The following is a 21,906-nucleotide window of genomic DNA, read 5'->3' as shown; positions in this document are numbered from 1 at the left end:
TGCTAGGGGCTCGATTCCGGCGTGTCAACACATTGGGACGGCGGGAAAACGCGTCGGCCGGGCGAATCAATAACCGAACAGGGACATGACCCAATAGACGAACGCGCCGATGGCGGCCGAGACGGGAATCGTCAGGATCCACGCCCAGAGAATCCGTTGAGCGACGATCCACCGCACCGACCGGACGCCGCCCGCCATGCCGGTGCCGATGATGGCGCCGGTGATGGTATGCGTGGTGGAAACCGGGATGCCGAAATGGGAGACGGCCAGAATCGTCACGCCGCCGCCGGTTTCGGCGCAGAAGCCGTGCATCGGATTGAGCTTGGTCAGTTTCATGCCCATCGTCCGTACGATGCGAAAACCGCCGGTCAGCGTGCCGGCGGCGATCATCGCGTAGCATAGGAAGAGAATCCACATCGGCATTTTATCGGTGAGTTGCAATTTGCCGCCGGCCACCAGCAGGGCGAACAGGATGCCCATGGTCTTCTGCGCGTCGTTGGTGCCGTGTGAAAAGGAATAAATCGCCGCCGATAACAATTGAAGGCGACGAAACAAGCGGTTCAGTTTGAGCGGCGAACCGTTGCGCGACAGCCAGGTCACCACCACTTGATTGAACAAGCCCAGGATGAGGCCGATGATGGGTGAAATCACGATAAACGCGGCGATTTTGATCAGTCCCGACGGAATGATCATGTCCATGCCGTTGAACATGACCGCCGCACCCGCATAACCCCCGACCAAAGCGTGCGAGGAGGAAGATGGCAGCGCCAGCCACCAGGTGATGAGGTTCCAGGTGATGGCGCCGATCAGGCCGGAAAAGATGACCGGCACGGTGACCTGGTCGGTATGGACGACGCCTTTGCCGATGGTAAGCGCGACACCGGTGCCGAAGGTGAACGCCGCGACGAAGTTCCAAAACGCCGCCCAGGCGACCGCCAGCCGCGGAGTGATTACCCGGGTGGAAACCACCGTGGCGATGGAATTGGCGGCATCGTGAAAACCGTTGACGTAATCGAAGGCCAGAGCCGCCAGAAAAGTGACGATGATCAGCGTATTCACGGAGAAATTCCTCATGTATGGTCAGGACGCGATTCTCGCCGCGGAGAAAAGCCGCGTCATCGATGAATCCAGCCGTTCATGCAACTCCGCCGTTCCACAGATCCCCGCGGAATGCGGATCGGTACTTTCTAACGCATCGATGGCCGAATTCTAATTGATTCTTCATCGTTCGGACAGTGGGCTACCGGAACTTTTTATCGCGGATACAAATGGATTCATTGCCAGGTTATTCGTCGGTATTTGCCAAGCGGCGAGCGAAAGCGGTAGGGTGTTCGCCGATGAACGAACCGACCGCCGGAACCATGATCGGCGTGGTCCATCGCGACCCGGCGGGAGAGACGCGCCTGCTGGCGGCTTTACGGCAAGCGCGGCCGGATTGGATCACCCTCGAGGTCAGCCCGTACGCGGTCGAATATCGCCGCCGGCAGGGGCCGGAATTGTTGGCGCAATTGGCCGAACGAACGCCGCCGAATCAAGCGGAACACGGTGAAATCCGGGCGATCCGCGAAATGCTGCAAATCCCGTTCGAAGTCCGAGCCGCCGAGCTTTATCGCGCCGAGTGCGGGGCCGAGGTGTTGCTGGTCGACGACAGCGAGGTCTCCCGCGAGTTGCTGGCTGATGTGGCCGCGGAATTATTGACGGCCGAGAACCTCCGGGCGCTGGTCCGGCGTCCGGACATTCCCTTGTCGCGAACCGTCGATTCGTTCTACCGCCGGGCGCGCCGGCTGCTGGCCGACGAACCGGTTCCGCCGGCCCTGCTGGGTTTTTCCGGCGAACGCCTGGCGCTCCTGCAGGTGCGCGACGAGAAGATGGAGCAGGTGATCCGGCCGCTGCTGGAAGCGCGGCGGGAGCGGCGTTGGGTGCATGTCGGCGGGGTGTTTCACCTGTTGCGCGTTCGCGGTTTGCGGTTGCTCTGGGAACGGTTTGCGGGCCGGGGAGTGGAACGCCGGTTTCTCGACGAATTCGCGGTCGACGACGAGGATTAACGCCGGGCGGCGAGCTGCTTTTTCACCGCCAGCCAGACTTCCTTCACTTCCAGCGGCTGAAAATCCGGCCGGCTGAATTCCTCGCGGCACAATTCGTACACGGCGCGATTGTAAGGCACCGCCAGGCCGTGCCGATCGGCGAGATGCAACAAATGGCCGTTGAGCGTCTCCAGTTCCGATGTGCCGCCGCGCCGTTGCAGCACGTCCTGCGCCATGCTGCTGAGCACCATCTTTTTCACGTTGCGCTCGAACAGCGGTTTGGTCAGCAGGCGCGGCAGTTTGGCGCCGGCGCGGATGACCAGCCAGGAAGGCATGCCGCCCAGCTTGCATTCGTTGAAGCCGGCCGCCCGCAGGATTTGGATGCCCTCGTAGGTCATGTTGGTCAGCAGTTTCTGGAAGAGGGCGCGGTCGCCGATTTCCCGGTAGCCCATGCCAATCAGTGTGGTCAGCGAGTTGGTCAGGTTGATGACCATCTTGGTGTAAACAGCGTCCTGCAGGTGCGGGGTGACGATGGTTTCGACGCCCAGGTTGAAGACCCGGGCGATGGCCGCCATTTCCGGTTGCAGTTCGTTGTGGATCGTGCCGATGACCAGCGGGCCCTTTTTCTGATAGCCGATGACGACCGGCTCGTCCATCCAGGCGTTGTAGCTGACCACGCAATAGATCACCTTCGAAAAATAGTGCGGTAGGATGCGCTGGTTTTCCGCGCCGTTTTGCATCGCGAAGATGACCGGACGGTCGCCGAGCTTTTCCCGAATGGCGCGGGCCGCGCCTTCGAGGCTGTAATTCTTCACGCCCAGCACCACGACGTCGGCGTCCGGCACCGCGGCGAGGTCGTCGATCACCCGCACGGAGACCCGTTGCCGCTCCGCCGGCGTTTCCTGCTGGTACAGGGTGATGCCGCCGGTCCGCAGGGCCGTGCTGATCGGCTCGCGATCGAGAAAATACAGATGCGGATAGTGCGGCGCGATCCAACCGCCGACCGAACCGCCGATGACACCGGTGCCGAAAAAGACGATTTTCATCGAGTCAGGCAACATCAATGGGTCCTCCGTCGCGGATCAGGCGAAGCGGATCGGCGAGCGAAACGAGGGTTCGGGCAGATCGAAGCAACTCGACAGGTGTTTGGCGAAGCGGAATTGCAGCGGTTGATCCTCGATCCCCAGTTCCCGCAACATTCGTCCCGCCGGCGTGTCACCGAGCCGCAGATAGGGATCGGCCAGCCGCGTTCCTTTTTGCCAGAGCACCGCCGGGTATTTGTTCACGTTGAAGGTGGCTTTGAAACAGGTTCGGCTTTGCAGAAAGTCGTCACCCAGCCGCGAATAAAGGTAAGAGCTGACGTCGAAGTGCGTCGGCTTGCCTCCCGTCGGCACGCGCAGGGTGAAATAGGGTTCGCCGGTTTCCTCGTAGGCGGTGGTGACGCATTCGCCATTTGTCTCGGTCAGGTCGATTTCCTGCACCACCTTGGGCAAGCCCCAGATCCGCCGGCCGCGAATCTGGTTTTCAAGCGAGGTCACCGGCATCGAAAAAACGTAGAAGCCGAAACCCGGGTAGCCGTTCCAGAGCATCGGCAACACCGGCACGCTGACGCGCGGCGCCACCAGGATCGGAATCGTCATGGCGATTTCGTTGTACGGCGCGACGCCGAGCACCTGCTTGTATTCGTAGCAGGAAAACGCGACCAGCGACCGGCCGCGCGTCAGGCGCACGGGCCGCACGTCCGGGTGCGGCAGCAGGCGGGCGGCCGCGGCGTAGTCGCACGGGAAAATGGCCATCGCGCACGTCACGTCGCCGTAGAGCGTCGGGAACAAATAGTTCTTCGCGACTTGATCGTCGAGTTGCAGCGGTTTTTCGGCGTGGCGCAACGCGAAGCGGCGGAAAAACTCATTTTGGAAGAGCGCCGCGTTGTCGAGCAGGCGCGGATCGATCGAGGTCGTAGTTTTCACAGTGCGTCCACGTTCGGGTTGACGGCCAGGGCGATGCCTTGTTTCGTGCCGAGGATGTCGGTCTGGCTGAAGAGCATCCGGTAGGCGTTGCCGGTTTTAACGACGCTGGGGGCGCTTTCGCCGTATACGATGTATTGCGAGACGCCGAACAGCGTCAGCGGGAATTTTTCGTTGAGGACGGGGTTGTACGCGTCTTCCAGCTTTTCCCAGTGGATGCCGTCGAAGCTGCCCGCGTAGCCGATGGCGGTGTCGATGAGCACCGGCTCGCCAACCTGATTGCCCGTATAGTACAGACGGAAGATGTCGCGGTCGGCCGGGTGGTCGACGCGCACGCACGGGCTGGCCATGACGCCGCCCAGACCGGTTTCCTCGTCCATGCCTTCCCAGGGCTGCGACGCCGTCAGCACGGGCCGCACTTCGCCGGGATCGCTTTTACTGGTGCGGCCGGCGGCGTCGCGTTTCGTCCAGACCAGGCCATTCGGGCTGTCGGCGAAACCGATGGCGCTGCCGGCCAGGACGGCGATTTCCGTCCCGTCCACCGCGCCGCCGGAATAAAACATGCGGTAGGTGCCGTGATGCGAGAAAACGCTCGGCGCGGCGACCAGATCCGCTTCCCATTCCTGGTCGGGAACCAGCACCGGGTTGTCGGCCGATTTTTCCCAGACCAGGCCGTCGTCGCTTTCGGCGAAGCCGATGCCCGCCCCGCGGCCGCCGACGTACCAGAGCAGGTAACGTCCGCCCGCGGCGAGAAGCGCCGGCGCGCCGACGCGGTCGCCTTCCCACGGTTGGTCGGGGATCAGAACCGGTTGCCCGTCGTTCGCCGGTTGCCATTCGATGCCGTCCGCGCTGGTCGCCATCGCCAACGTGCTGCCCAGAATGGTGTCGCCGGTCTCGTCGTATTCGACGATTTCGTAGATCACCCGGTGCAAGCCGCCGCTGATGATGTACGAGGGTTCGGTCAGGTAGTGGGTCGTGTCGCCCACCAGGATGTAGGGTTGAACCAGGTCCACGGTGGGGTCCATGTCGACCTTGTACCACGGCGAGATGCCGGCCGCCGGCATGCCCGTGATCGAACCGTAGCGGTCGCCGGCGCCGCCGCAACCGAGCAGGACGACCAGGAGCAACAGGCCGAGAATGTTAGCGTAGGTTCGCATGGCTTAGAACCTCAACGTCACGCTGGAGCCGACCGCCCACCAGTTCTGGTCGAAGCGCAGGTCGCCAACGAAATCGTTGGCGCTGGCTTTGTGGTAAATCCGCTCGGGGCTGTATTGATATTGGTAGTAGCCGTCGAGTTGCACGGAGCGGGGCAGGTATTCGCTCAGTTTGTCGCCTCGGGCGCCGATCCCGGCGGAGAAGACGTGGGTGTCGGCGTCCAGATAGTTGTTGACGCTATTCTGGTTGGGGATCGGCGTCGGCCGGTAGCGATAGCCGCCGCGCAGATCCAGCCGCCAGGAGTCGGTCAGCAGCGGCCGCCCTTCCACGCCGACCGCGTAGACGAAGGTGTCGTTGAAATCCGGTTCCTTGGGGGCCGGCGCGGGGCTGGTGGGAAAGATGTCGGCCAGGCCGCCGTTGACGTAGACCTCGGCGCGCGGCGCGTCGCTGCGCATCGCCGACCACTGGCAGAAATCGACGTCGGCGCTGGCCAGGAAGCGCGGTGTCGGTTCGTAGGCCACGCCCAAGGAGTAGGTACGGGGGCTGAAGTGGCTGTTGGACACCGCCAGCAGATTGAGCTGGGTTTCGCGCAGGATGGCGACGCGATTGCCGTCGAAAATCTTGAGCGGCGGAATTTTGATGACGTTGGGCAGCTCGAAGTGCATTTCTACCTTGTCACGGAAGGCGGCGCCGACGCGCAATTGCTTGAGCGGCTGAAAATGCAGCCCGGCCATCAGGGCGTAAAGCGGGCTCAGGTTGCTGAAGACGTTGCCTTCGCTCGGCTTGTCCTCGGTGATCGAGAAGTTGACGCCGCCCACCTCGGAGGCCAGCAGGTTGACGCCCAGGCCGGCGGACATCCAGGGGAAGATTTCAACGCCGGCGCCCATCAGCGTGGTGAACGAGTGGTTGGCGTTATGGGTGAACGCCTGGTGCGGCTGGTTCGTCGACAGCACCAGAAAGCGCATCAGGTGCGCGTCGGGCATGAAGAAATTGAGCCCGAGGCTCAGCCGGTGGCTCCAGATTTTCGTCGACAGGATACCGCCGAGGGTCGTGCCGCTGTGCTTGTCGATGTCTTGTTCGCGCCCGTTGATCGTCAGGGTCGGCTCGGCGTACACGTAACCCAGTTCGGTGTGCAGCCGCTCCACGTGGGCGATGGCCGCGGTGTTGTACCAGAGGCCCGAGAGGTCGTCGCTGATGGCCGCGTAGGCGCCGCCCATGGCGATCGCGCGCGAACCGGTTCCGAAAACGTCGTAGGAACCGGCCCAGGCGGGCCCGGCCAGCAAGAGCAACAACCCGAGAATCGGCAGTATCTTCCGCATTCGTCCGCTCATTCGTAATCGAAGTAGGTGCTCAGCGAGATGCCGACAAAGTGCAGCCAGCCTTCCAGCCCGATTTTCGGGTAGCCGGGATTGTCGGTGCTGACCGATTCGTTTTTATACGCGACCCGCCGCGGCAGGTATTGCGTTTGCCAGACCAGGTCCAGCAGCAGCGGCGCGCCGAACTGCGTGTCGCCCACGCCCTTCCACTTGCAGCCGAACGACAGCGCGCCGACGTGGCGATCCGCGTCCAACTGGTTGGTGTAACCCGTTTGCGGCGGCACCGGCGACGGATCGAACATGTAGCCGCCGCGCGCCAGCAGGTCGATCTTGGCGTGCTCGTATACCGACACCTCGGTACCGACGCGGCCGGAGAAAGTGTCGTGGAATTTAGGCTCCCGCTTGATGCTGTTGATGAAGTTGAGCGGGATGATCGGGATGTCGACCGTCACCGTGATGTTCAGGTTCGGATCGGGGAAGCGCGACCATTCGTTAAAGGAAGCGTCGCCTTCGAGACGCCACCGGCCGAGCTGGTAGGCCATCGCCAGCAGGTACTGCCGCGGCGTAAAGATGCTTTTCGCGTTGAAGGTGACGATGAAGGGGATCTGGTCGAGCACCGCGCCGACCGGAATCTGATAGCGGGTGAACGACTCGTCGCGGAACACGAAGCCGAACGACCACGGCTTCATCGCTTCCCAGTGCTCGCCCGGCTTGAACAGCACGCCGGCCGTCGGCGAGTAGGTGACCAGTAATTCCTCGCCGACCTCGGTTTGCACGTTGCCCGCCGGGTCGATGAAGGCGTTGATTTCGCCGATGGTGTCGATGAAGGTTTGTACGCCGCCGCCGATGCCCAGGCCCTTGGTCAACTGGATGCCGAACGCCGGGTACATCGCGTTGGTGCGGTGGGCGTTTTGCAGCAGGATCAGGCTTGGTTTGGCCGGCGCGTTGACGCGCATTTGCAACAGGCGGCCTTCCGGCATGTAACCGGTGACGCCGAAGGTGAAGCGGTCTTTCAGGAAGCCGGAGTCGAACGGCAGCGGGAAATTGGCGCCGAAGATCATGGCGCGGCTTTCGTCCAACTCGGCCTCGCTTTTGCCGATGTAATTCAGGTTGGCGAAGTTGGCCATGTAACCGACGCCGAGCACCGGGCGGTGCTGCAGCGCGACGCCGCCGGGATTGTAATAGGCGCCGGTCCAGTCGTCGGCGGTGGCGGAAAACGCGTTGCCCATGCCGATCGTGCGCGGCGACACGCCGTAGGTGAAAAAGGCGTCGGCGAAGGCCGTGCATGGAAGAAGTAAAAGAAGAAGCGCCGCGAGCAACGGGCGATTTGATTTTAGAAATTCCACGGGATGCAAATTACCTACCGCTTTCGAGTTGTCGTCTCAAACAGCAAGCCGGATATCCGCGAAAAAATATGCCCCGATATTGAGCAAAAATACGCCGCAAAGCAAGAGGGCTTCGCGCCAGGTAAAGGAATAGACCGCCGGGAAGACCCGCCGGCCGGGCAGCGAGAACCCTTTCGCCTCCAAAGCCACGGCCAGTTGGTCGGCGCGGCGGAAACCGGAGACCACCACCGGCATCATCAGCGGCAGGTAGCGCCGCCAGCGCGCGAGGAAATTGCCTTCGTCCAGATCCAGCCCCCGGGTCCGCTGCGCGTTGGCGATTTGCAGCGCGGCTTCCAGAAACAGCGGGGCCAGCCGGAACGACAGGGTGACCGAAAAACAGGCGCGATAGGGCAGGCCGAGCCGGTGCAGGCCGTAGGTGAATTCCTCGATCGAGGTCAGCGTCAGGAAGGTGACGCCGATCATTAAAAAAGAAAGCAGCCGGACGGCCCGCGACAGCCCGATGAGCAGCGCCTCGCGGTGCACTTCGAGCGGTCCCAGGCGCCAGAGCAAGGTTTCGCCGGGCAGGGTCAGGCTCCACAGCGCGAGCGATACGAAAAAGATCGACAGCGCGATTCCTTTCAGGCGCCAGAGGTTGCCGAGCGCGCCAGTCGCCAGGACGGCCAGAAACATCAGCAGGACATACCCGACCTGGTATTCGACGCTCTCCCGGAAAAACGGCGGCACGAACAAGGCGGCGGCGGCGATCAGGCGTACCACCGGATGGGATTGCGCGAACGGCGCGGCGGCGTTGCGGCGGAAGGCCAGGCTCATGTCGGCCTCCGTCGCAGGCGCGCCGCAAGCGCGGCCAGCGACAGCGCCCCGCATCCCAGGCGGGCCGACAAACGGGCGGCCATGGGCGGCCGCAGTTGCGCCGCGGCCAGGCGGTTTTCGTTGGCGAAAACCTCGCGCGTCGGACCGTCGGCGAGCGCCCGGCCGTCGACCAAGACCAACGCGCGGTCGGCGACCGCCAGCGCGGTGTCCATGCTGTGGGTGATGATCAGCACCGTATGGCCGCGCGCTTGCAGCGACCGCAGCAGATCCGCCATGACTTCCTGTTCCGCCGCGTCCAGGCCGGTCGTCGGTTCGTCGAGGATCAACACTTCGGGTTCGTGAACCAGCACCGATGCCAGGGCCAGTTTCTGCCGCTCGCCCTTGGTCATGGTGAACGGGTCGCGATCCTCGACGCCCGTCAGCCCGACCAGCGCCAGCACGCGCTCGACCTTGGCCGGCCAAGCGGCCGCCGGCGCGCCGCGCACCTTGAGCGCGAACGCGACTTCCTCGAAGACCGTCGGCGAAAACAACTGGTGGTCGGGGTTCTGAAAAACGAAGCCGATGTCGGCGCCCAGGCGGCCGACGCTTTGCCGGGCGATGTCCGCGCCGCGAAACAGGACGCGCCCTTGCGTCGGGCGGCGCAAGCCGTTGAGCAGGCCGATCAGCGTGGTCTTGCCGGCGCCGTTCGGTCCGAGCACGGCCAGGCTTTCGCCGCGCTGAATCGTCAGGGAAAAATCGGCGAGCACCGCGTTGCCGTCCGGGTAGGCGAAGCCGACGCGGTCCAGGATGAACAGCGGTTCACGGCGGGACGGCGCCGGCTCGTCGCTCGCGGGTTGCGTCGCGACGAAGCCGTTTTCGCGCAACCGCCGCGCCGCCTCCTCGACATCGTCCGGCGGATCGGTCAAACCGATGCGGCGCCACAACCGCCAAAGATCGGGCGGCCGGATACCGAAATCGAGCAGCCGCTCGGGTTCGTCGCGGAATCCGTCCAGGGGCCGGGTGTCGCTCAGGCGGCCGTCGGCCAGCAGATGGATTTGCCGCGCCCGCGCCAGCAGGTCGGTTTCGTGTTCGACCAGCGCCACCGTGTGCCCCGCGTCGGCCAACTCGCGCAGGATCGCGGCGACCTCGCTCTTGCCGATCGGGTCCAGGTCGGTGGTCGGCTCGTCCAGCAACAGGATGTCCGGTCGCGCCGCCAGCAGGCAGGCGATCGCCAGCCGCTGCTTTTGCCCGCCCGACAGCGTGCCGGGCTCACGTTCGGCCAGCGCGGCCAGGCCGACCCGCGCCAGGGATTCGGCCACCCGCGTTTGGATCGCGGCGGGAGTGAGGCCGGCCGTTTCCAGGACGAAGGCGACCTCGCCACGGACGGTGGTGGAAAACAATTGCGCTTCGAAATCCTGAAAGACCATGCCGACGCGGCGGATCGCCTCATGGCGGTTCGACCGTTCGAGCGGGCGGCCGAAGAGCTCGACCCGGCCGCGAAAGTCGCCGGGGATGACGTGGGGAATCAGGCCGTTGAAGGTGCGCACGCAGGTTGTTTTTCCGGCGCCGGTGCGGCCGCTGATCCCGGTAAGCCGGCCGGCTTCAAGCGATAAGGAAACGTTTTGCAGCGAAGGCGATGCCGCGCGGCGATATTGAAATTGCACTTCGGAGAGGCGGAGCGGTGTCGTCATGGCGTTTTCACAAAAGCAGGATGCCGATGATCATCAATAGCACGGCCGGCGCCACGCCCAACGCGATCGGCAGGACCGACGATCCGGAGCCGGCGTCAGCCGGTGTTGCCGGCGCGGCGGCGGATGGCGTGGGAACGGCCGCCGTTTCCCCTTCGGTCGGCGCGGTTGCCGGCGCGGTCGCCGCGACGGGCGCGGCCTCCGCTTTCGGCGCCGCGGGCGACCCGACGACGCTGATGCCCATGCCGAGCAGCCAGCCGCCGATCGCCCCGACAAGGAACAGCACCGAACCGAGTTTCGCGGTTTTCGACGGCCGGGCGATTTCCGGGTCGAGCACCTCGTAATAGGTGACGCCCCACCGCTCGATGCGCGGCAGCATGAGCAGAATCAGCGGCAATGCCAGGACCAGACCGACAACCGAATTGTTGATGACGATCAGCGGAGCCAAAATCTTGAACGGTACCATCCCCAGCAAATGGACACCCCAGGCGATGAACGTCGCGCAGGAAAAAATTCCGCCGAGCAGCGCCAGGCCGATGACGAAAGGTGCTTTGATGCCCAATTTTGACGGCAGCGTATGCCCGCACCAGGCGCGATAAATCGCATAGGGAGCATAAGCCAATAAGAAATTGCCGAAGAAACCGAAGAGGCTGCTCGGGCCGAGCATCCCGAAAAAATCGCCGATGAAGTTGCCGATGCCGGCTCCCCAGGCGGCGGCGGGACCGAACAGAAACGAGAAAAACAAGGGCAGGGCGACGCCCGGGCGGATTTCCGTGAAGCCCGGCACCATGACGGCCCATTTGAACGGCACCAGCAACGCAAAATACAACGCCCCGGTCACGGCCGTGTAAACCACCATTCGCGTATTGGACCACATGGCGAACAGATCGATCGGGCGGCGCAGGACGTACCGGCGCAGCAAGGCGACGACGATCAGCGTTCCGGCCAAACCGAGCAGCAGGGTCAGGGACTGTTTCTGCCAGAGCAAACCGATCTGGGAGGCCATGTTTCCATCCTTAAAAGTGGCGGTGCCAAACACGATAGAAACGACGGCCCGGCACTGTCAAGCGGCGTCGGTTGAAAAGGTGAATTTCCCTCGCTATCCCGCTTGCTTGTCCGCATGGTCTGTGTTTCTATGTCATACTGAATTAGTGCCGAACAATCTGTTGCGGAGGGCCGATGGCCACTTCAAAAAGCGGTCTGCCCGTTGGTACGACCTTCGCTGGTCGGTTTCAACTCGAAGCGCTGATCGGCGCGGGGCCGATGGGTGAGGTGTTCCGGGTCGTCGAAGACGGCAAGAAATACGCCCTGAAGGTGTTCTTCTCCCGCGTCGTGCCGAGTTATTTCAGCGCCGCCAAAATCAAGGCCGTTTACGACGAAAAGACGGTGGTGCATCCGTCGATCGTGCGCCCGCTGGAAATCGGCGAGCACGAAGGCTTCAAGTACGCGCTGATGCCATATATCAACGGCGCCAGCCTGCGGGAATGGCTCAAATACCTGCAGGACGAGGAGCAGACCGGCGAGCCGCGCGTCGCCTCGCTGATCGTCGATCGCCTCTGCGAAATCCTCGGCCAGTTGCCGCCCGCGACGGTGCACGGCGCGATCAAACCGGCGAATATCCTGGTTGTCGGCTTGCGACCCGATGGTCCGATCCCCGAGGATGCGCCGTTCTTTCTGACCGACATGGGCACCAGCCATATTCTGAGCTTCAGCAAATACGCCAGCCTGCAGTTGTCGGCGGGCGCGCCCTACTATTACCTCGCGCCGGAATTCGTTTCCTATGGCGGCAAGGTGACGCCGCAGGCCGATCAATTCGCCCTGGGCGTGTTGATTTACGAAATCCTCACCGGCAAAACGCCGCGCAAGGGATTCAAGCCTGTTTCCCAGCTCAATCCGCGCGTCCCCGAGGAATGGGACGATTTTCTCAACCGGCTGATGGCGCAAAAACCCGATCAGCGGTTCGAATCGCTGAACGAAATACGGCACCGGTTGACGGAAATGGTCGGTCCGCTGCCCGCGCTCGGCGCCGTAAAAATGCCGGTGCGCGAAGGGCCGAAGACCATCGAAGCCAAGGAAGCCGATTGGGTTTCCAACGCGTTCGACAATCTGCTCGACAACGCCATCGCCCAAAGCGAATCCATCGTGACCGGCGAAGAGAAACAGCCGTCGCGCACCACGCCGCCTCCGGAGGAAATCCGGCCGCCCGTTGCCCCGCCGCCCACGGCAGCGCCGGCGGAAGAACCGCCTGCCGAGCCCCCGGCCGCCGAACCGATTCTGCCCGATGAATTCAAGCAAGTGATCGACGAAGCCGCCGGAGAGTTGTTCGGTGAAGTGTCCAGGCGGCCCGAGCCGGCGGCCGCTCCTGAAGCCGGCGCGGCTGTCGAAGCGGCCGCGGCGGAACTCTTCGGCGAGTCGGAGCCGGCTGACGAACCGGCCGAGGTGGCCGAGGAAACAGTGTTCGCCGAAGAACCGGCGGTCGTCGAAGAACCGGCAGCCGTCGAAGAGCCGGCGATTGTCGAAGAGCCCGAAGCCGCTGAAGAGCCGGCGATTGTCGAAGAACCCGAAGCCGCTGAAGAGCCGGCGATTGTCGAAGAGCCCGAAGCCGCTGAAGAGCCGGCGATTGTCGAAGAGCCGGCGGTTGTCGAAGAACCTATTGCCGCCGAAGAGCCGGCGGTTGTCGATGAGCCCGTGGTTGCCGAGGAACCGGCGCCGGTCGAAGCAATGCCGGCGGAACCGGTTGTTGAAGGACCGGTCGTCGAGGAAGCAACCGCGGCGGAAGCGCCGGTCGAAGCGGCGCCGGGGCCGATCGTGGAAGAGCCGATCGCGGCCGAGGAACCGGAGCCGATCGCGGAAGAACCGATCGTGTCCGAGGAACCGGAGCCGATCGAAGAGCCTGCCGCCGAACCGGAACCGGCGGAAGAAACTCCCGCGGCGGAAGCGGCCGAGGAGTACACCCTCCACGAGAATCAGGTCGCGGAGGCTCAGGCCGAATCCGACTTGTTCGAAAAGCTGGTTGAGGAAGAAAAGCCGGCGGAGCCGGCCGCGCCGGTCGAGGCGCAGCCAAGCCCGGCGACGATGGAAACCGGATCGCGAGTCTCGTTCGACGAAGTCGTTGGCGAAGCCGGCCGGGCCGCGGATCGGCCCGCCGAACCCGAGCCCGCGATGCAAGTCCGCCGTCCGGCGCGGGCGAAAACGAAGTCGTCCGTCGGTTTGTGGGCGACGATTTTCGGCGGCTTGCTGGTTGTCGCCGCATTGGGTTTTTTAGCCCATTCGCAAGGCTGGTTCGGATTGGGCGGCATGACGCCGACGGAACCGACTCCGGTCGTGCAAGCCGTCGAAACCCCAACCCCGGAAGCCACTCCGGAGGCCAGTCCCGAAGAGGGTTCGCCGGCCGCGAATATCGCCGATCTCATCAACCAGGCCAATGCGTTGATCGATCAGCAGAAATACACCAAGCCCGAGGACAGTTGCGCTTTGCTGTTGCTGCAGCAGATCGAGGAAATGGAACCGAGCAACGAATTCCCGGCCGAGGCGCGCAAGAAGATGCTGGCCGACCTGGCCAAGCGCATCGAAAAGGCGATGGGCGACGAGAATTACATCAGCGCCGCCAGTCTGGCCGAGGAAGGTCTGGTCATCAAACCGGATGACACGGCATTCCAGAAGTATCTGGCCGACGCCCAGAAAGGCCTGGATACCCAGAGCGACGCGAAAAAACTCGCCAAGCTCGCCGAACAGCTCAAGTGGTATATGGCCAAGAAAATTTACGTCCAACCGATCGGCGCCTGTGCGCTGTCGACCGCCGAGCAGATGGAAAAAATTCAGGCCGACAATCCCGACGCCGCCAAGGCGCGCAAGGACATCGTCAATCTGAAAATCAAGGAAACCGAGAGCTACCTCGCGGCGAAGAAGTGGGATGAAGCGATCGCCACCGCCGGCGAAGGGCTGAAGGCGGAGACGAAAAACGCCAAGCTGCTCAATCTGAAAAATCAGGCCCTGGCCGGCAAACAGGCCGAGGTCGCCGAACCGGTGACGCCGACGCCGTCGGTGGTCGTCTCGAAATGCCCCGACGGCATGCGCTACGTCGGTGGCGGTTCGGTGCGGATGGGCAGCGCCCCCGACGACCCGTTGCACAAACCGGGCGAGAAGAACAACACGCCGACCTACGTGGCGGCCTATTGCATCGATCTCTACGAATTCCCCAACCAACCCGGTTCGCCCCCGAAGACCAACGTCGGCTGGGCGGAAGCGAAGAAATCGTGCGAAGCCCAGGGCAAACGGTTGTGCAGCGAGGCGGAATGGGAACGCTCGTGCAAGGGCCCGGCCAACAGCCGCTTCCCCTACGGCAACGATTTCAACCCGAATGTCTGCGCCACCCAGAATTCCAACGGGCAGAAGCGCACCGTTGCCTCGGCGGGCGGTTGGGCCGCCTGCCGGTCCGGCTTCGGCGTTTACGACATGTCCGGCAACGTGCGCGAATGGACCAGTTCGCCGGTCGCGCCCGGCCAGGCCGCTTACGTGGTCAAGGGCGGCGCGGCGGACGAGCCCGACTGGGCGGTCCGTTGCGGCGTGCGCATCGCGGCCGGCCCCGGCACCGCCAGCTACTTGATCGGCTTCCGGTGCTGCGGCAGCCCGAACGAATAGGCTGAGCGATGCCGCCGGAAAAAATCACCGCGCGGTTTCAGACCCCACTGGCCGATCAGGTGATTCGTTGCGAGCTTTGCCCGCGGCATTGCGTGATCCGGCCCGGCAGTCGCGGCTTTTGCGGGCACCGGGCGAACGAGGACGGCGTGTTGATCGCCGCCGAATACGGCCGCGTCGCCGCGCTGGGCATCGATCCGATCGAAAAAAAACCGCTCTATCATTTTCATCCCGGCGCCGCGATTCTTTCGGCCGGCGCCAACGGCTGCAACCTGGCGTGCAAATTCTGCCAGAACTGGCACCTCTCGGGCGGGCACGCCCGCGCCGACTTCCTGGCGCCCGCCTCCCTGGCGCCGCGCGGCGCCGCCGGCGGCTCGATCGGCATCGCCTTCACCTACAACGAACCCACCATCTGGTTCGAATACATCCTCGACAACGCCCGCTTGTTGCGCGAACGGGGGCTGGCTGTCGTCCTGGTGACCAACGGCTACCTGGAGCCCGAGCCGTGGGACGAGTTATGCCGGTGGGTCGACGCGATGAACATCGACGTCAAGGGCGACGACGAGTTCTACCGCGGCCTGACCGGCGGGCGGCTGGCGCCGGTGCGGCGCAACGTCGAGGCCGCGCATCGCGCCGGGGTGCACGTCGAGGTGACGAATCTGCTCGTGACCGGTGCCAACGACCGCCCCGAGCAGCTCGGCGAACTGGTCGAGTGGCTGGCCGATCTTTCCCCCGACATCCCCCTGCACCTGTCACGTTATTTCCCGCAGCACGAGTGGACCGCACCGGCGACTCCGACCGATACGATGCTCGCGGCCTGGGAACTCGCCCGTTCCCGGCTGCCCTTCGTGTACGTCGGCAACCTCAGCCTTCCCGGATCGGCCGACACGGTTTGTCCGGCGTGCGATCGGCCGGTCATCAAGCGGCTGGGCTATCGCGTCGACCGGCTCGCCCTGACGCGGGCCAACACCTGCGCCCACTGCGGGGCGCGCCTGCCGATTGTTTCCTGATTTTTCCGGGAAATTAAAAGATATAGCGTCGGCTGGCGATGTTTTGCAGCATGCCGATCGCGATCATCATCGTCAGCAGCGAGGTGCGGCCATAGGACATGAACGGCAGCGGCACGCCGACGACGGGCAGCAGCCCCAGCACCATGCCGATGTTGACGACGACGTGCCAGAAAATGAACGCGGTGAGCCCGACGCCCAGCAGCGTCCCGAATTGATCCTTCGAATTCATCGCGATGTTGAGGCAGAGCAGGATCAGGATGAAAAACAGCGCCAGCGTCAACAGGCCGCCGATGAAGCCCCATTCCTCCGCCAGCACCGAAAAAATGAAATCGGTGTGCTGTTCGGGCAGAAAATCCAATTTGGTCTGCGTGCCGTGCATCCAGCCCTTGCCGAAGATCTGCCCCGAACCGATCGCGATCAGCGATTGCCGGATGTGCCAGCCCGTGCCGGTCGGGTCGCGGTCGGGGTTCAGCAACGTCAGGATGCGGTTGCGCTGGTAATCCTGGAGGACGAAAAAATACATCATCGGCAGGATGAGCAGACCCGTCACCGACAATCCGATGAGCGTTCGCCGGCGGACGCCGACGAACAGGATCATCGTCGTGGCGATCAACAGGATCATCAAGGCCGTGCCCAGGTCGGGCTGCATCAGAATCAACAGGGTCGGACCGCCGATCAGCGCCAGCGGCCACTGCAGATCCTTCAGCCGCATGCCGAAGGGCTTCGCGTTTTCGGAAAAATACTTGGCCAGCGTCAGCACCACGGCCAGCTTGGCCAGCTCGCTGGGCTGAAAACGCACCGGCCCGAGCAACAGCCAGCGCTTCGCGCCATGGCTGACGTAGCCAATGATCAGCGTGGCCAACAGCAGCACGATCGTCCCGATCATCACGCCGTACGCGGCGTTTTTGTAAATCTGATAATTGACCGATAGCGACAGCACCATCAGCACCAGGCCGACAAAAATCCAGATGAGCTGCAGGACGAATCGCTCGTTGTGCGCGTCGTCGTGGCTGGTCGCGCTGTAGAGGTTGATCAGGCCGATGACGATGAACAGCCCGATGATGACCAGCAGGGGCCAATCGAAATTGGTGATCATCCGCCGGTCGATCCGCCCGGTGAACCGGTGGTCCGGGCTGCGGTAGATCGTCTGCGTTTTGGCCGTCGAACGTTTCAGCATCGTCTGTCCGTCAGGGGTTGGCGGTTGTCGCCGCGCTGTTGATATCTTTTCGCAAGGCGGCGTATTTGGCAACGACCGCCATGGCAATCGGCGCGGCGGCCGAACCGCCGAAACCGCCGTGCTCCACCACCGCGGTCACGACGATTTCGGGATCGTCCACCGGCGCGAAACAGGCGAACCAGGCGTGATCGCGCTGATCGTAGGGCAGCGTGGTGTAGTGTTGGCGCTGTTTGCCGATTTTTCGGACCTGCGCCGTGCCGGTCTTGCCGGCCACCAGGATCGAGCGCAGCCGGTGGGCGAATGCGGTGCCGCCGGGCGAATTGACGACCAACGACAGCGCGTGCCGCAGGTATTCGAAATTTTTCGCGTCGATGGCTGCCTTGCCGACCACCACCGGCGCGAACTCGCTGATCACCTTGCCGTCCGGGGCGAGCACCTTGCCGACGAGCTGCGGTTTGTACAGCACGCCGCCGTTGGCGATAGTCGCGTAGATCACCGCCAGTTGCACCGGGGTCAGCATCACCGAGCCCTGGCCGATGGAGGTGTTGAGCGTTTCGCCTGGCATCCAGGCCTTGCCGGAGGTCCGCATTTTCCAATCGGGATCGGGGATCAGGCCATCGCTCTCGCCCGGAATGTCGATGCCCGTCTTGCGCCCGCCGCCCAGCATCCGCGCGTACTTGGCCAGCCGCTCGATACCCAGTTGCACCGACAGCTTGTAGTAGTAAATGTCGCAACTGCGCATGATGCTGTCGTAGAAGGTGACCGAGCCGTGGCCGCGCTCGTTGAAACAGCGGAACTCGCGTTCGCCGTATTTCCACTTGCCGCGGCACTCGAACGGTGTCTGCAGGGTGATCTCCTTTTCCTGCAGGCCCGCCAGGGCGCTGACCACCTTGAACGTCGAACCGGGCGGATAAACGCCGCCGATCGCCTTGTTTTGCAGCGGGTGGCGCGGATCGTTGGTCAGCCTCTCCCATTCCTCGGTCGGCACCGGGCGGGTGAAGAAATCCGGATCGAACGGCGGCGAACTGTAGAGCACCAGCACGCGGCCGTTGCGCGGATCGAGTGCGACGACGCTGCCGGCCTGATCGCCCATCGCGTTCGCCGCGGCGGCCTGCATCTCCAGGTCGATGTTCAGCGCCAGGTTCCGGCCGGGCACCGCCGGAATGTTGTCCAGCGTCTGGATCTGCATCCCGCGCGCGTTTTCCTCCACCTTCCGCATGCCGAATTCGCCGCGCAGGTATTGCTCGTAGGCCATCTCGATGCCGCTGCGGCCGACGCGGTCGCCGGGCCGGTAGCCGGCGTATTCGGGCAGGTCCAGCCGCTCCTGATCGATTTCGCCGGTGTAGCCGATGACGTGCGAAAAGAGCCGGGCATGCTTGAAGGTGCGCTTGCCGACCTGCTCGATGCGCAACGGAAACTCCTTGCCTTCGAACAGCATCCGCAGGGCTTCGACGCGCGCCACCTCGTCGCGCGTGATGTCTTCCTTCAGCGTGATCGTTCCCGGCCGCTTTTTCAGGCGCGACTCGGCCAGTTCGATGTCGCATTGAATCGTCTGCGAAAGAGTCAGCAAGAACGGCGCGCGGTCTTTTTCCGGCAGCAGGGCGGAATTGAACATCAGGTTGAAGCTCGGCCGGTTGTCGACCAGCAATTGTCCGCCGCGGTCCAGGATCATGCCGCGCAGCGCGGGCAGGCGGTAGGTGCCGATGCGGTTGGCTTCGCTCTTCTGCATCAACTGCGGGCCCTGGATGGCTTGCAGGTACCAGAGCCGGCCCAACAGAACGACGAAGGCCACGGTCACCGCGACGGTGAAACGGCCGAACGCCCGCTGGGAATTTTTTTGGCCGTTGGTGTCCTGCGCCATCTAGATAAAGCCCCGGTGCTCGAAGACGTGATGCATGTAGCGGTCCGACAGGCGCTGCTCCGTCCGTTCCAGCCAGCCGATCAGCGGGATGGCGGCCAGCGCGTTCCAGACGAACAGCGGCCACATCGGCCAGAAGAAGGCAAGACCGGGATGGCCGCGCTCGGCCAGCCAATTGAGCACGATGTATTCGAGGATTTTCGCCAGCAGCGTCGTCGCCAGCACGATCAGCACTTGAAACGGGTAGCTGCGCATGTAAAAGCGGCGGCCGGCCAGCCGACAGAAGACGAAGGTCAGGGTATAGATGGAGGCGAACAGGCCGGGCAGCAGGCCGGTCAGCGAATCGACCATGAAGCCGAGAATGAAGGCGAGGATCATCCCGCCGAACGGCTTGTGGTAGATGCCCGAAAACACCACCAGGATGAACACGAACTCCGGCGCCGAACGCGTGTGGAAGAACACGCTCCAAATGGATTGCGCGACCAGCAAGAGGGAGCCGATCGCGAAAAAGATGAGAAATTTTTTCACGGCATCAGTCCCGCGTCGATCGGCGGTTTGGGCAGCACCGCCACTTCCTCGATCGTCGCCATGTTCGCCGTCGGCTTGACGATCACCGATTGCACGACGCCGAAGTCGGCGCGGCTCACCGCGCCCACCTGCGCGACGGGAATCCCCTTGGGAAACACGCCGTCCATTCCCGAGGTCACCAGGCGGTCGCCCTCGGCCACGTCGGCGTCGGGGTCGAGGTACTCGAGCGTGCAGAAATCCTTGCCGCTGCCGAACACCATGGCGCGGTGCCGGGTGCGCTGCAGGATCGCGTCGACGCGCGCCCCGACGTCGGTCAGCATCACGACCTTGGAGGCGTTGAAGGCCACCGCCGCGACGTAGCCGACCAGCCCGTCGGGCGCCACCACGGCCATGCCCTTCTGGACGCCGTCGTGCGAGCCCGCGTCGATGATCAGCACCTGGAAATCGTATTCCTCGCCGCGTCGGATGACCCAAGCGTTGGCGACGGGCTTGGGATCGGAGGTTTGCAGGCCGAGCAGCTTTTTCATCCGGTCATTCTCGGCGCGCAACTCCTGCAACTCGGCCAGTTGCGTCTTCAGGATGGCGGTCTGCTTGCGCAGGTTTTCGTTGGTGTCGCGCAGGTCGACCAGGTAGATGTAGCCGCGGATGAAGTCGGCGACCTTGGCGAAGGGCCAGGAAAGGACCTTGTAGATCGGCGTGTAGACCACCAGAACGGCCTTGCCGAAAAAACCGACATCGGCCTGCCGGCGCAATCCGGTGCTCAGCAGATGCAACCCGATCAGTACGAGCAGCAGCGCCAACAACAGCACGCGGTGTTGCGCGATAAAACGCAGCATCGTCTCTCTTTTCGCGGCGGGGAGCCGGGACGCCGTCGCCGGCGGTTCAGCTTTGGATGCTCACCTTGCGCAGCAGATCGAGCTCGTCCAGCGCCTTGCCGGTGCCGAGCACGACCGCGGCCAGCGGATCGTCGGCGATGCTGACGGGCAGTCCCGTTTCTTCCTGCAGCAGAATATCCAGGTGCTTGAGCAGGGCGCCGCCGCCGGTCAGCACGATGCCTTTGTCGACGATGTCCGCCGCCAGCTCGGGCGGCGTGCGTTCCAACGCGACGCGCACGGCGTTGACGATGGTGTTGATCGGTTCGATCAGCGCGTCGTGGATTTCGTCGCTGTTGACCTCGATGGTCTTGGGGATGCCGGCGACCAGGTCGCGGCCCTTGACCGCCATGGTCATCACTTCCTCGGTCGGGTAGGCCGTGCCGATGGTCATCTTGATCCGCTCGGCCGTCGCTTCGCCGATGAGCAAATTGTATTTGCGTTTCAGGTACTGCATGATCGCCGCGTCCATCTTGTCGCCGGCGACGCGCACGCTTTGGCAGTGCACCAGGCCCGCCAGGCTGATGACCGCCACTTCCGTCGTGCCGCCGCCGATGTCGACGACCATGTTGCCCGACGGCTCGGTGATCGGCAGGCCCGCGCCGATCGCCGCCGCCATCGGCTCCTCGATCAGGTAAACCTCGCGCGCGCTGGCGCTGATCGCGCTTTCGCGCACCGCCCGCTTCTCCACTTCGGTGATGCCGTAGGGTACGCAGACGATGATTCGCGGGCGCACCAGCGTCTTGCGGTTGTGCGCCTTGCGGATGAAGTAGCGCAGCATCTCGCGCGTCACCTCGAAGTCCGCGATGACGCCGTCGCGCATCGGCCGGATCGCCATGATGTTGCCCGGCGTTTTACCGACCATCATCTTGGCTTCCTTGCCGACGGCCAACACGCGCTTGACCCCGCGCGAATCCTTCGCGACCGCCACGACCGAGGGCTCGGAAAAAACGATGCCCCGGCCTTTGACATAAACCAATGTATTGGCGGTCCCCAGGTCGATCGCCAGGTCATTGGAGAACATACCAAGTATATAGTCTAAGATCATCGAATGATCCGTTTGCTTCGTTTAAACGTTTCTCGGGCATATAGACCGATAGTCTATACACCATGAATCATGGTCGGTTCAACCCACCTACATTCAACGTAAAATGCCGCAATGTCAAGGGAATTTTACCGCCCCTTTTTTGGGGCAATTAAAATCCAAGTTTTAGACAACTTGGCGAGGTAAAAAGTTACGGAAAAATAGCCGGCCCGTTGTCGCTCCGCTTCTTGCCATGGATACTCGAGAGGATTTCAAATGATCCCTCATTTTGTCCTGTTTATACTTAGGCAATATGTCCCCTTAACTGTGCAGCAAAAATGTCCCCTTGGTTACGTAGAGTTCGGAGCCGAGGCCTAATAGACCCACGTCCAGTTGGTTGTTCCCTTTCGATTTTCCGTTTTGCATCGGGCTTTGAGAGGTGCGCGCAGTTCCGTTGGCGGATGCGTGGCAATCACCTGATTCTTGTATTCGACCCGCCAGGAGCCATCGAGCAATT

Annotated in this window: 17 protein-coding genes; 3 read left to right on the top strand and 14 right to left on the bottom strand. The window is 63.3% G+C overall.

Annotated elements, in window-relative coordinates; genetic code table 11:
* Window positions 1-66: 66 nt before the first annotated feature.
* A complete protein-coding gene (locus tag GX444_02915) occupies window positions 67-1,074 on the bottom strand; it encodes an inorganic phosphate transporter (GenBank protein NLH47535.1) in 1,008 nt (335 codons plus the stop codon).
* A gap of 263 nt (window positions 1,075-1,337) precedes the next feature.
* Here GX444_02915 and GX444_02910 point away from each other — a divergent pair, with 263 nt between their 5' ends.
* Window positions 1,338-2,045, top strand: coding sequence for a hypothetical protein (locus GX444_02910; GenBank protein NLH47534.1), 708 nt, complete (start codon window positions 1,338-1,340; stop codon window positions 2,043-2,045).
* Here GX444_02910 and GX444_02905 read toward each other — a convergent pair.
* Genes GX444_02905 through GX444_02870 form a run of 8 tightly spaced genes read right to left on the bottom strand, consistent with a single transcriptional unit; the run spans window position 2,042 to window position 11,288 of the window.
* Window positions 2,042-3,085, bottom strand: a complete 1,044-nt coding sequence (locus GX444_02905) for a ketopantoate reductase family protein (GenBank protein NLH47533.1) — start codon at window positions 3,083-3,085, stop codon at window positions 2,042-2,044. The two genes, GX444_02910 and GX444_02905, sit on opposite strands and share 4 nt — an antisense overlap.
* A 21-nt stretch (window positions 3,086-3,106) precedes the next feature.
* The gene (locus GX444_02900; protein NLH47532.1) at window positions 3,107-3,991 is read right to left on the bottom strand and encodes an acetoacetate decarboxylase family protein; all 885 of its coding nucleotides are present in this window, start codon (window positions 3,989-3,991) and stop codon (window positions 3,107-3,109) included.
* Window positions 3,988-5,145: a hypothetical protein gene (locus tag GX444_02895; GenBank protein ID NLH47531.1), complete on the bottom strand. Its 1,158-nt coding sequence runs from the start codon at window positions 5,143-5,145 to the stop codon at window positions 3,988-3,990. Before GX444_02895 ends, GX444_02900 begins: the two co-directional genes overlap by 4 nt.
* Before the next feature lie 3 nt (window positions 5,146-5,148).
* Window positions 5,149-6,462, bottom strand: a complete 1,314-nt coding sequence (locus tag GX444_02890) for a hypothetical protein (protein NLH47530.1) — start codon at window positions 6,460-6,462, stop codon at window positions 5,149-5,151.
* An 8-nt stretch (window positions 6,463-6,470) separates the two neighbouring features.
* Window positions 6,471-7,805 carry a hypothetical protein gene (locus GX444_02885; protein ID NLH47529.1) on the bottom strand — a complete coding sequence of 445 codons (1,335 nt, stop codon included), beginning with the start codon at window positions 7,803-7,805 and terminating at the stop codon, window positions 6,471-6,473.
* A gap of 36 nt (window positions 7,806-7,841) precedes the next feature.
* Entirely contained in the window at window positions 7,842-8,615 is a 774-nt protein-coding gene (locus GX444_02880) for an energy-coupling factor transporter transmembrane protein EcfT (GenBank protein NLH47528.1), read from the bottom strand.
* Window positions 8,612-10,285, bottom strand: coding sequence for an ABC transporter ATP-binding protein (locus tag GX444_02875; protein ID NLH47527.1), 1,674 nt, complete (start codon window positions 10,283-10,285; stop codon window positions 8,612-8,614). Before GX444_02875 ends, GX444_02880 begins: the two co-directional genes overlap by 4 nt.
* A 7-nt stretch (window positions 10,286-10,292) precedes the next feature.
* Window positions 10,293-11,288, bottom strand: a complete 996-nt coding sequence (locus GX444_02870; GenBank protein ID NLH47526.1) for a QueT transporter family protein — start codon at window positions 11,286-11,288, stop codon at window positions 10,293-10,295.
* A 173-nt stretch (window positions 11,289-11,461) separates the two neighbouring features.
* Between GX444_02870 and GX444_02865 the strand changes: the two genes are divergently transcribed.
* Window positions 11,462-14,923, top strand: a complete 3,462-nt coding sequence (locus tag GX444_02865; GenBank protein ID NLH47525.1) for an SUMF1/EgtB/PvdO family nonheme iron enzyme — start codon at window positions 11,462-11,464, stop codon at window positions 14,921-14,923.
* Window positions 14,924-14,931: 8 nt separating this feature from the next.
* A complete protein-coding gene (gene amrS / locus GX444_02860; GenBank protein ID NLH47524.1) occupies window positions 14,932-15,930 on the top strand; it encodes an AmmeMemoRadiSam system radical SAM enzyme in 999 nt (332 codons plus the stop codon).
* 13 nt (window positions 15,931-15,943) lie between these two features.
* On the opposite strand, the gene rodA is transcribed toward amrS, so the two are convergent.
* From rodA to GX444_02835, 5 genes are read right to left on the bottom strand one after another with little or no spacing between them, the layout of a single operon-like run.
* Window positions 15,944-17,107: a rod shape-determining protein RodA gene (gene rodA / locus GX444_02855; protein ID NLH47523.1), complete on the bottom strand. Its 1,164-nt coding sequence runs from the start codon at window positions 17,105-17,107 to the stop codon at window positions 15,944-15,946.
* 10 nt (window positions 17,108-17,117) lie between these two features.
* Window positions 17,118-18,968, bottom strand: coding sequence for a penicillin-binding protein 2 (gene mrdA / locus GX444_02850; protein ID NLH47522.1), 1,851 nt, complete (start codon window positions 18,966-18,968; stop codon window positions 17,118-17,120).
* Window positions 18,969-19,493: a rod shape-determining protein MreD gene (gene mreD, locus GX444_02845; protein ID NLH47521.1), complete on the bottom strand. Its 525-nt coding sequence runs from the start codon at window positions 19,491-19,493 to the stop codon at window positions 18,969-18,971. It abuts the gene before it with no gap.
* The gene (mreC, locus tag GX444_02840) at window positions 19,490-20,329 is read right to left on the bottom strand and encodes a rod shape-determining protein MreC (protein ID NLH47520.1); all 840 of its coding nucleotides are present in this window, start codon (window positions 20,327-20,329) and stop codon (window positions 19,490-19,492) included. The genes mreD and mreC overlap by 4 nt, the downstream gene beginning before the upstream one ends.
* Before the next feature lie 46 nt (window positions 20,330-20,375).
* A complete protein-coding gene (locus GX444_02835) occupies window positions 20,376-21,413 on the bottom strand; it encodes a rod shape-determining protein (protein ID NLH47519.1) in 1,038 nt (345 codons plus the stop codon).
* Window positions 21,414-21,906: the final 493 nt, after the last annotated feature.

The organism is Myxococcales bacterium (genome assembly GCA_012517325.1).
Classification (GTDB): Bacteria; Lernaellota; Lernaellaia; order Lernaellales; family Lernaellaceae; genus JAAYVF01.
This window is presented reverse-complemented; position numbering and strand designations above follow the sequence as displayed.

Excerpts from the sequence above, each read along its gene's own strand:
- GX444_02915 (NLH47535.1), bottom strand. The coding sequence starts at position 1,074 with ATGAGGAATTTCTCCGTGAATACGCTGATCATCGTCACTTTTCTGGCG.
- GX444_02910 (NLH47534.1), top strand. The coding sequence starts at position 1,338 with ATGAACGAACCGACCGCCGGAACCATGATCGGCGTGGTCCATCGCGAC.
- amrS (NLH47524.1), top strand. The coding sequence starts at position 14,932 with ATGCCGCCGGAAAAAATCACCGCGCGGTTTCAGACCCCACTGGCCGAT.
- GX444_02835 (NLH47519.1), bottom strand. The coding sequence starts at position 21,413 with ATGATCTTAGACTATATACTTGGTATGTTCTCCAATGACCTGGCGATC.
- GX444_02905 (NLH47533.1), bottom strand. The coding sequence starts at position 3,085 with ATGTTGCCTGACTCGATGAAAATCGTCTTTTTCGGCACCGGTGTCATC.
- GX444_02880 (NLH47528.1), bottom strand. The coding sequence starts at position 8,615 with ATGAGCCTGGCCTTCCGCCGCAACGCCGCCGCGCCGTTCGCGCAATCC.
- GX444_02895 (NLH47531.1), bottom strand. The coding sequence starts at position 5,145 with ATGCGAACCTACGCTAACATTCTCGGCCTGTTGCTCCTGGTCGTCCTG.
- GX444_02865 (NLH47525.1), top strand. The coding sequence starts at position 11,462 with ATGGCCACTTCAAAAAGCGGTCTGCCCGTTGGTACGACCTTCGCTGGT.
- mreC (NLH47520.1), bottom strand. The coding sequence starts at position 20,329 with ATGCTGCGTTTTATCGCGCAACACCGCGTGCTGTTGTTGGCGCTGCTG.
- GX444_02875 (NLH47527.1), bottom strand. The coding sequence starts at position 10,285 with ATGACGACACCGCTCCGCCTCTCCGAAGTGCAATTTCAATATCGCCGC.
- GX444_02870 (NLH47526.1), bottom strand. The coding sequence starts at position 11,288 with ATGGCCTCCCAGATCGGTTTGCTCTGGCAGAAACAGTCCCTGACCCTG.
- rodA (NLH47523.1), bottom strand. The coding sequence starts at position 17,107 with ATGCTGAAACGTTCGACGGCCAAAACGCAGACGATCTACCGCAGCCCG.
- GX444_02890 (NLH47530.1), bottom strand. The coding sequence starts at position 6,462 with ATGCGGAAGATACTGCCGATTCTCGGGTTGTTGCTCTTGCTGGCCGGG.
- mrdA (NLH47522.1), bottom strand. The coding sequence starts at position 18,968 with ATGGCGCAGGACACCAACGGCCAAAAAAATTCCCAGCGGGCGTTCGGC.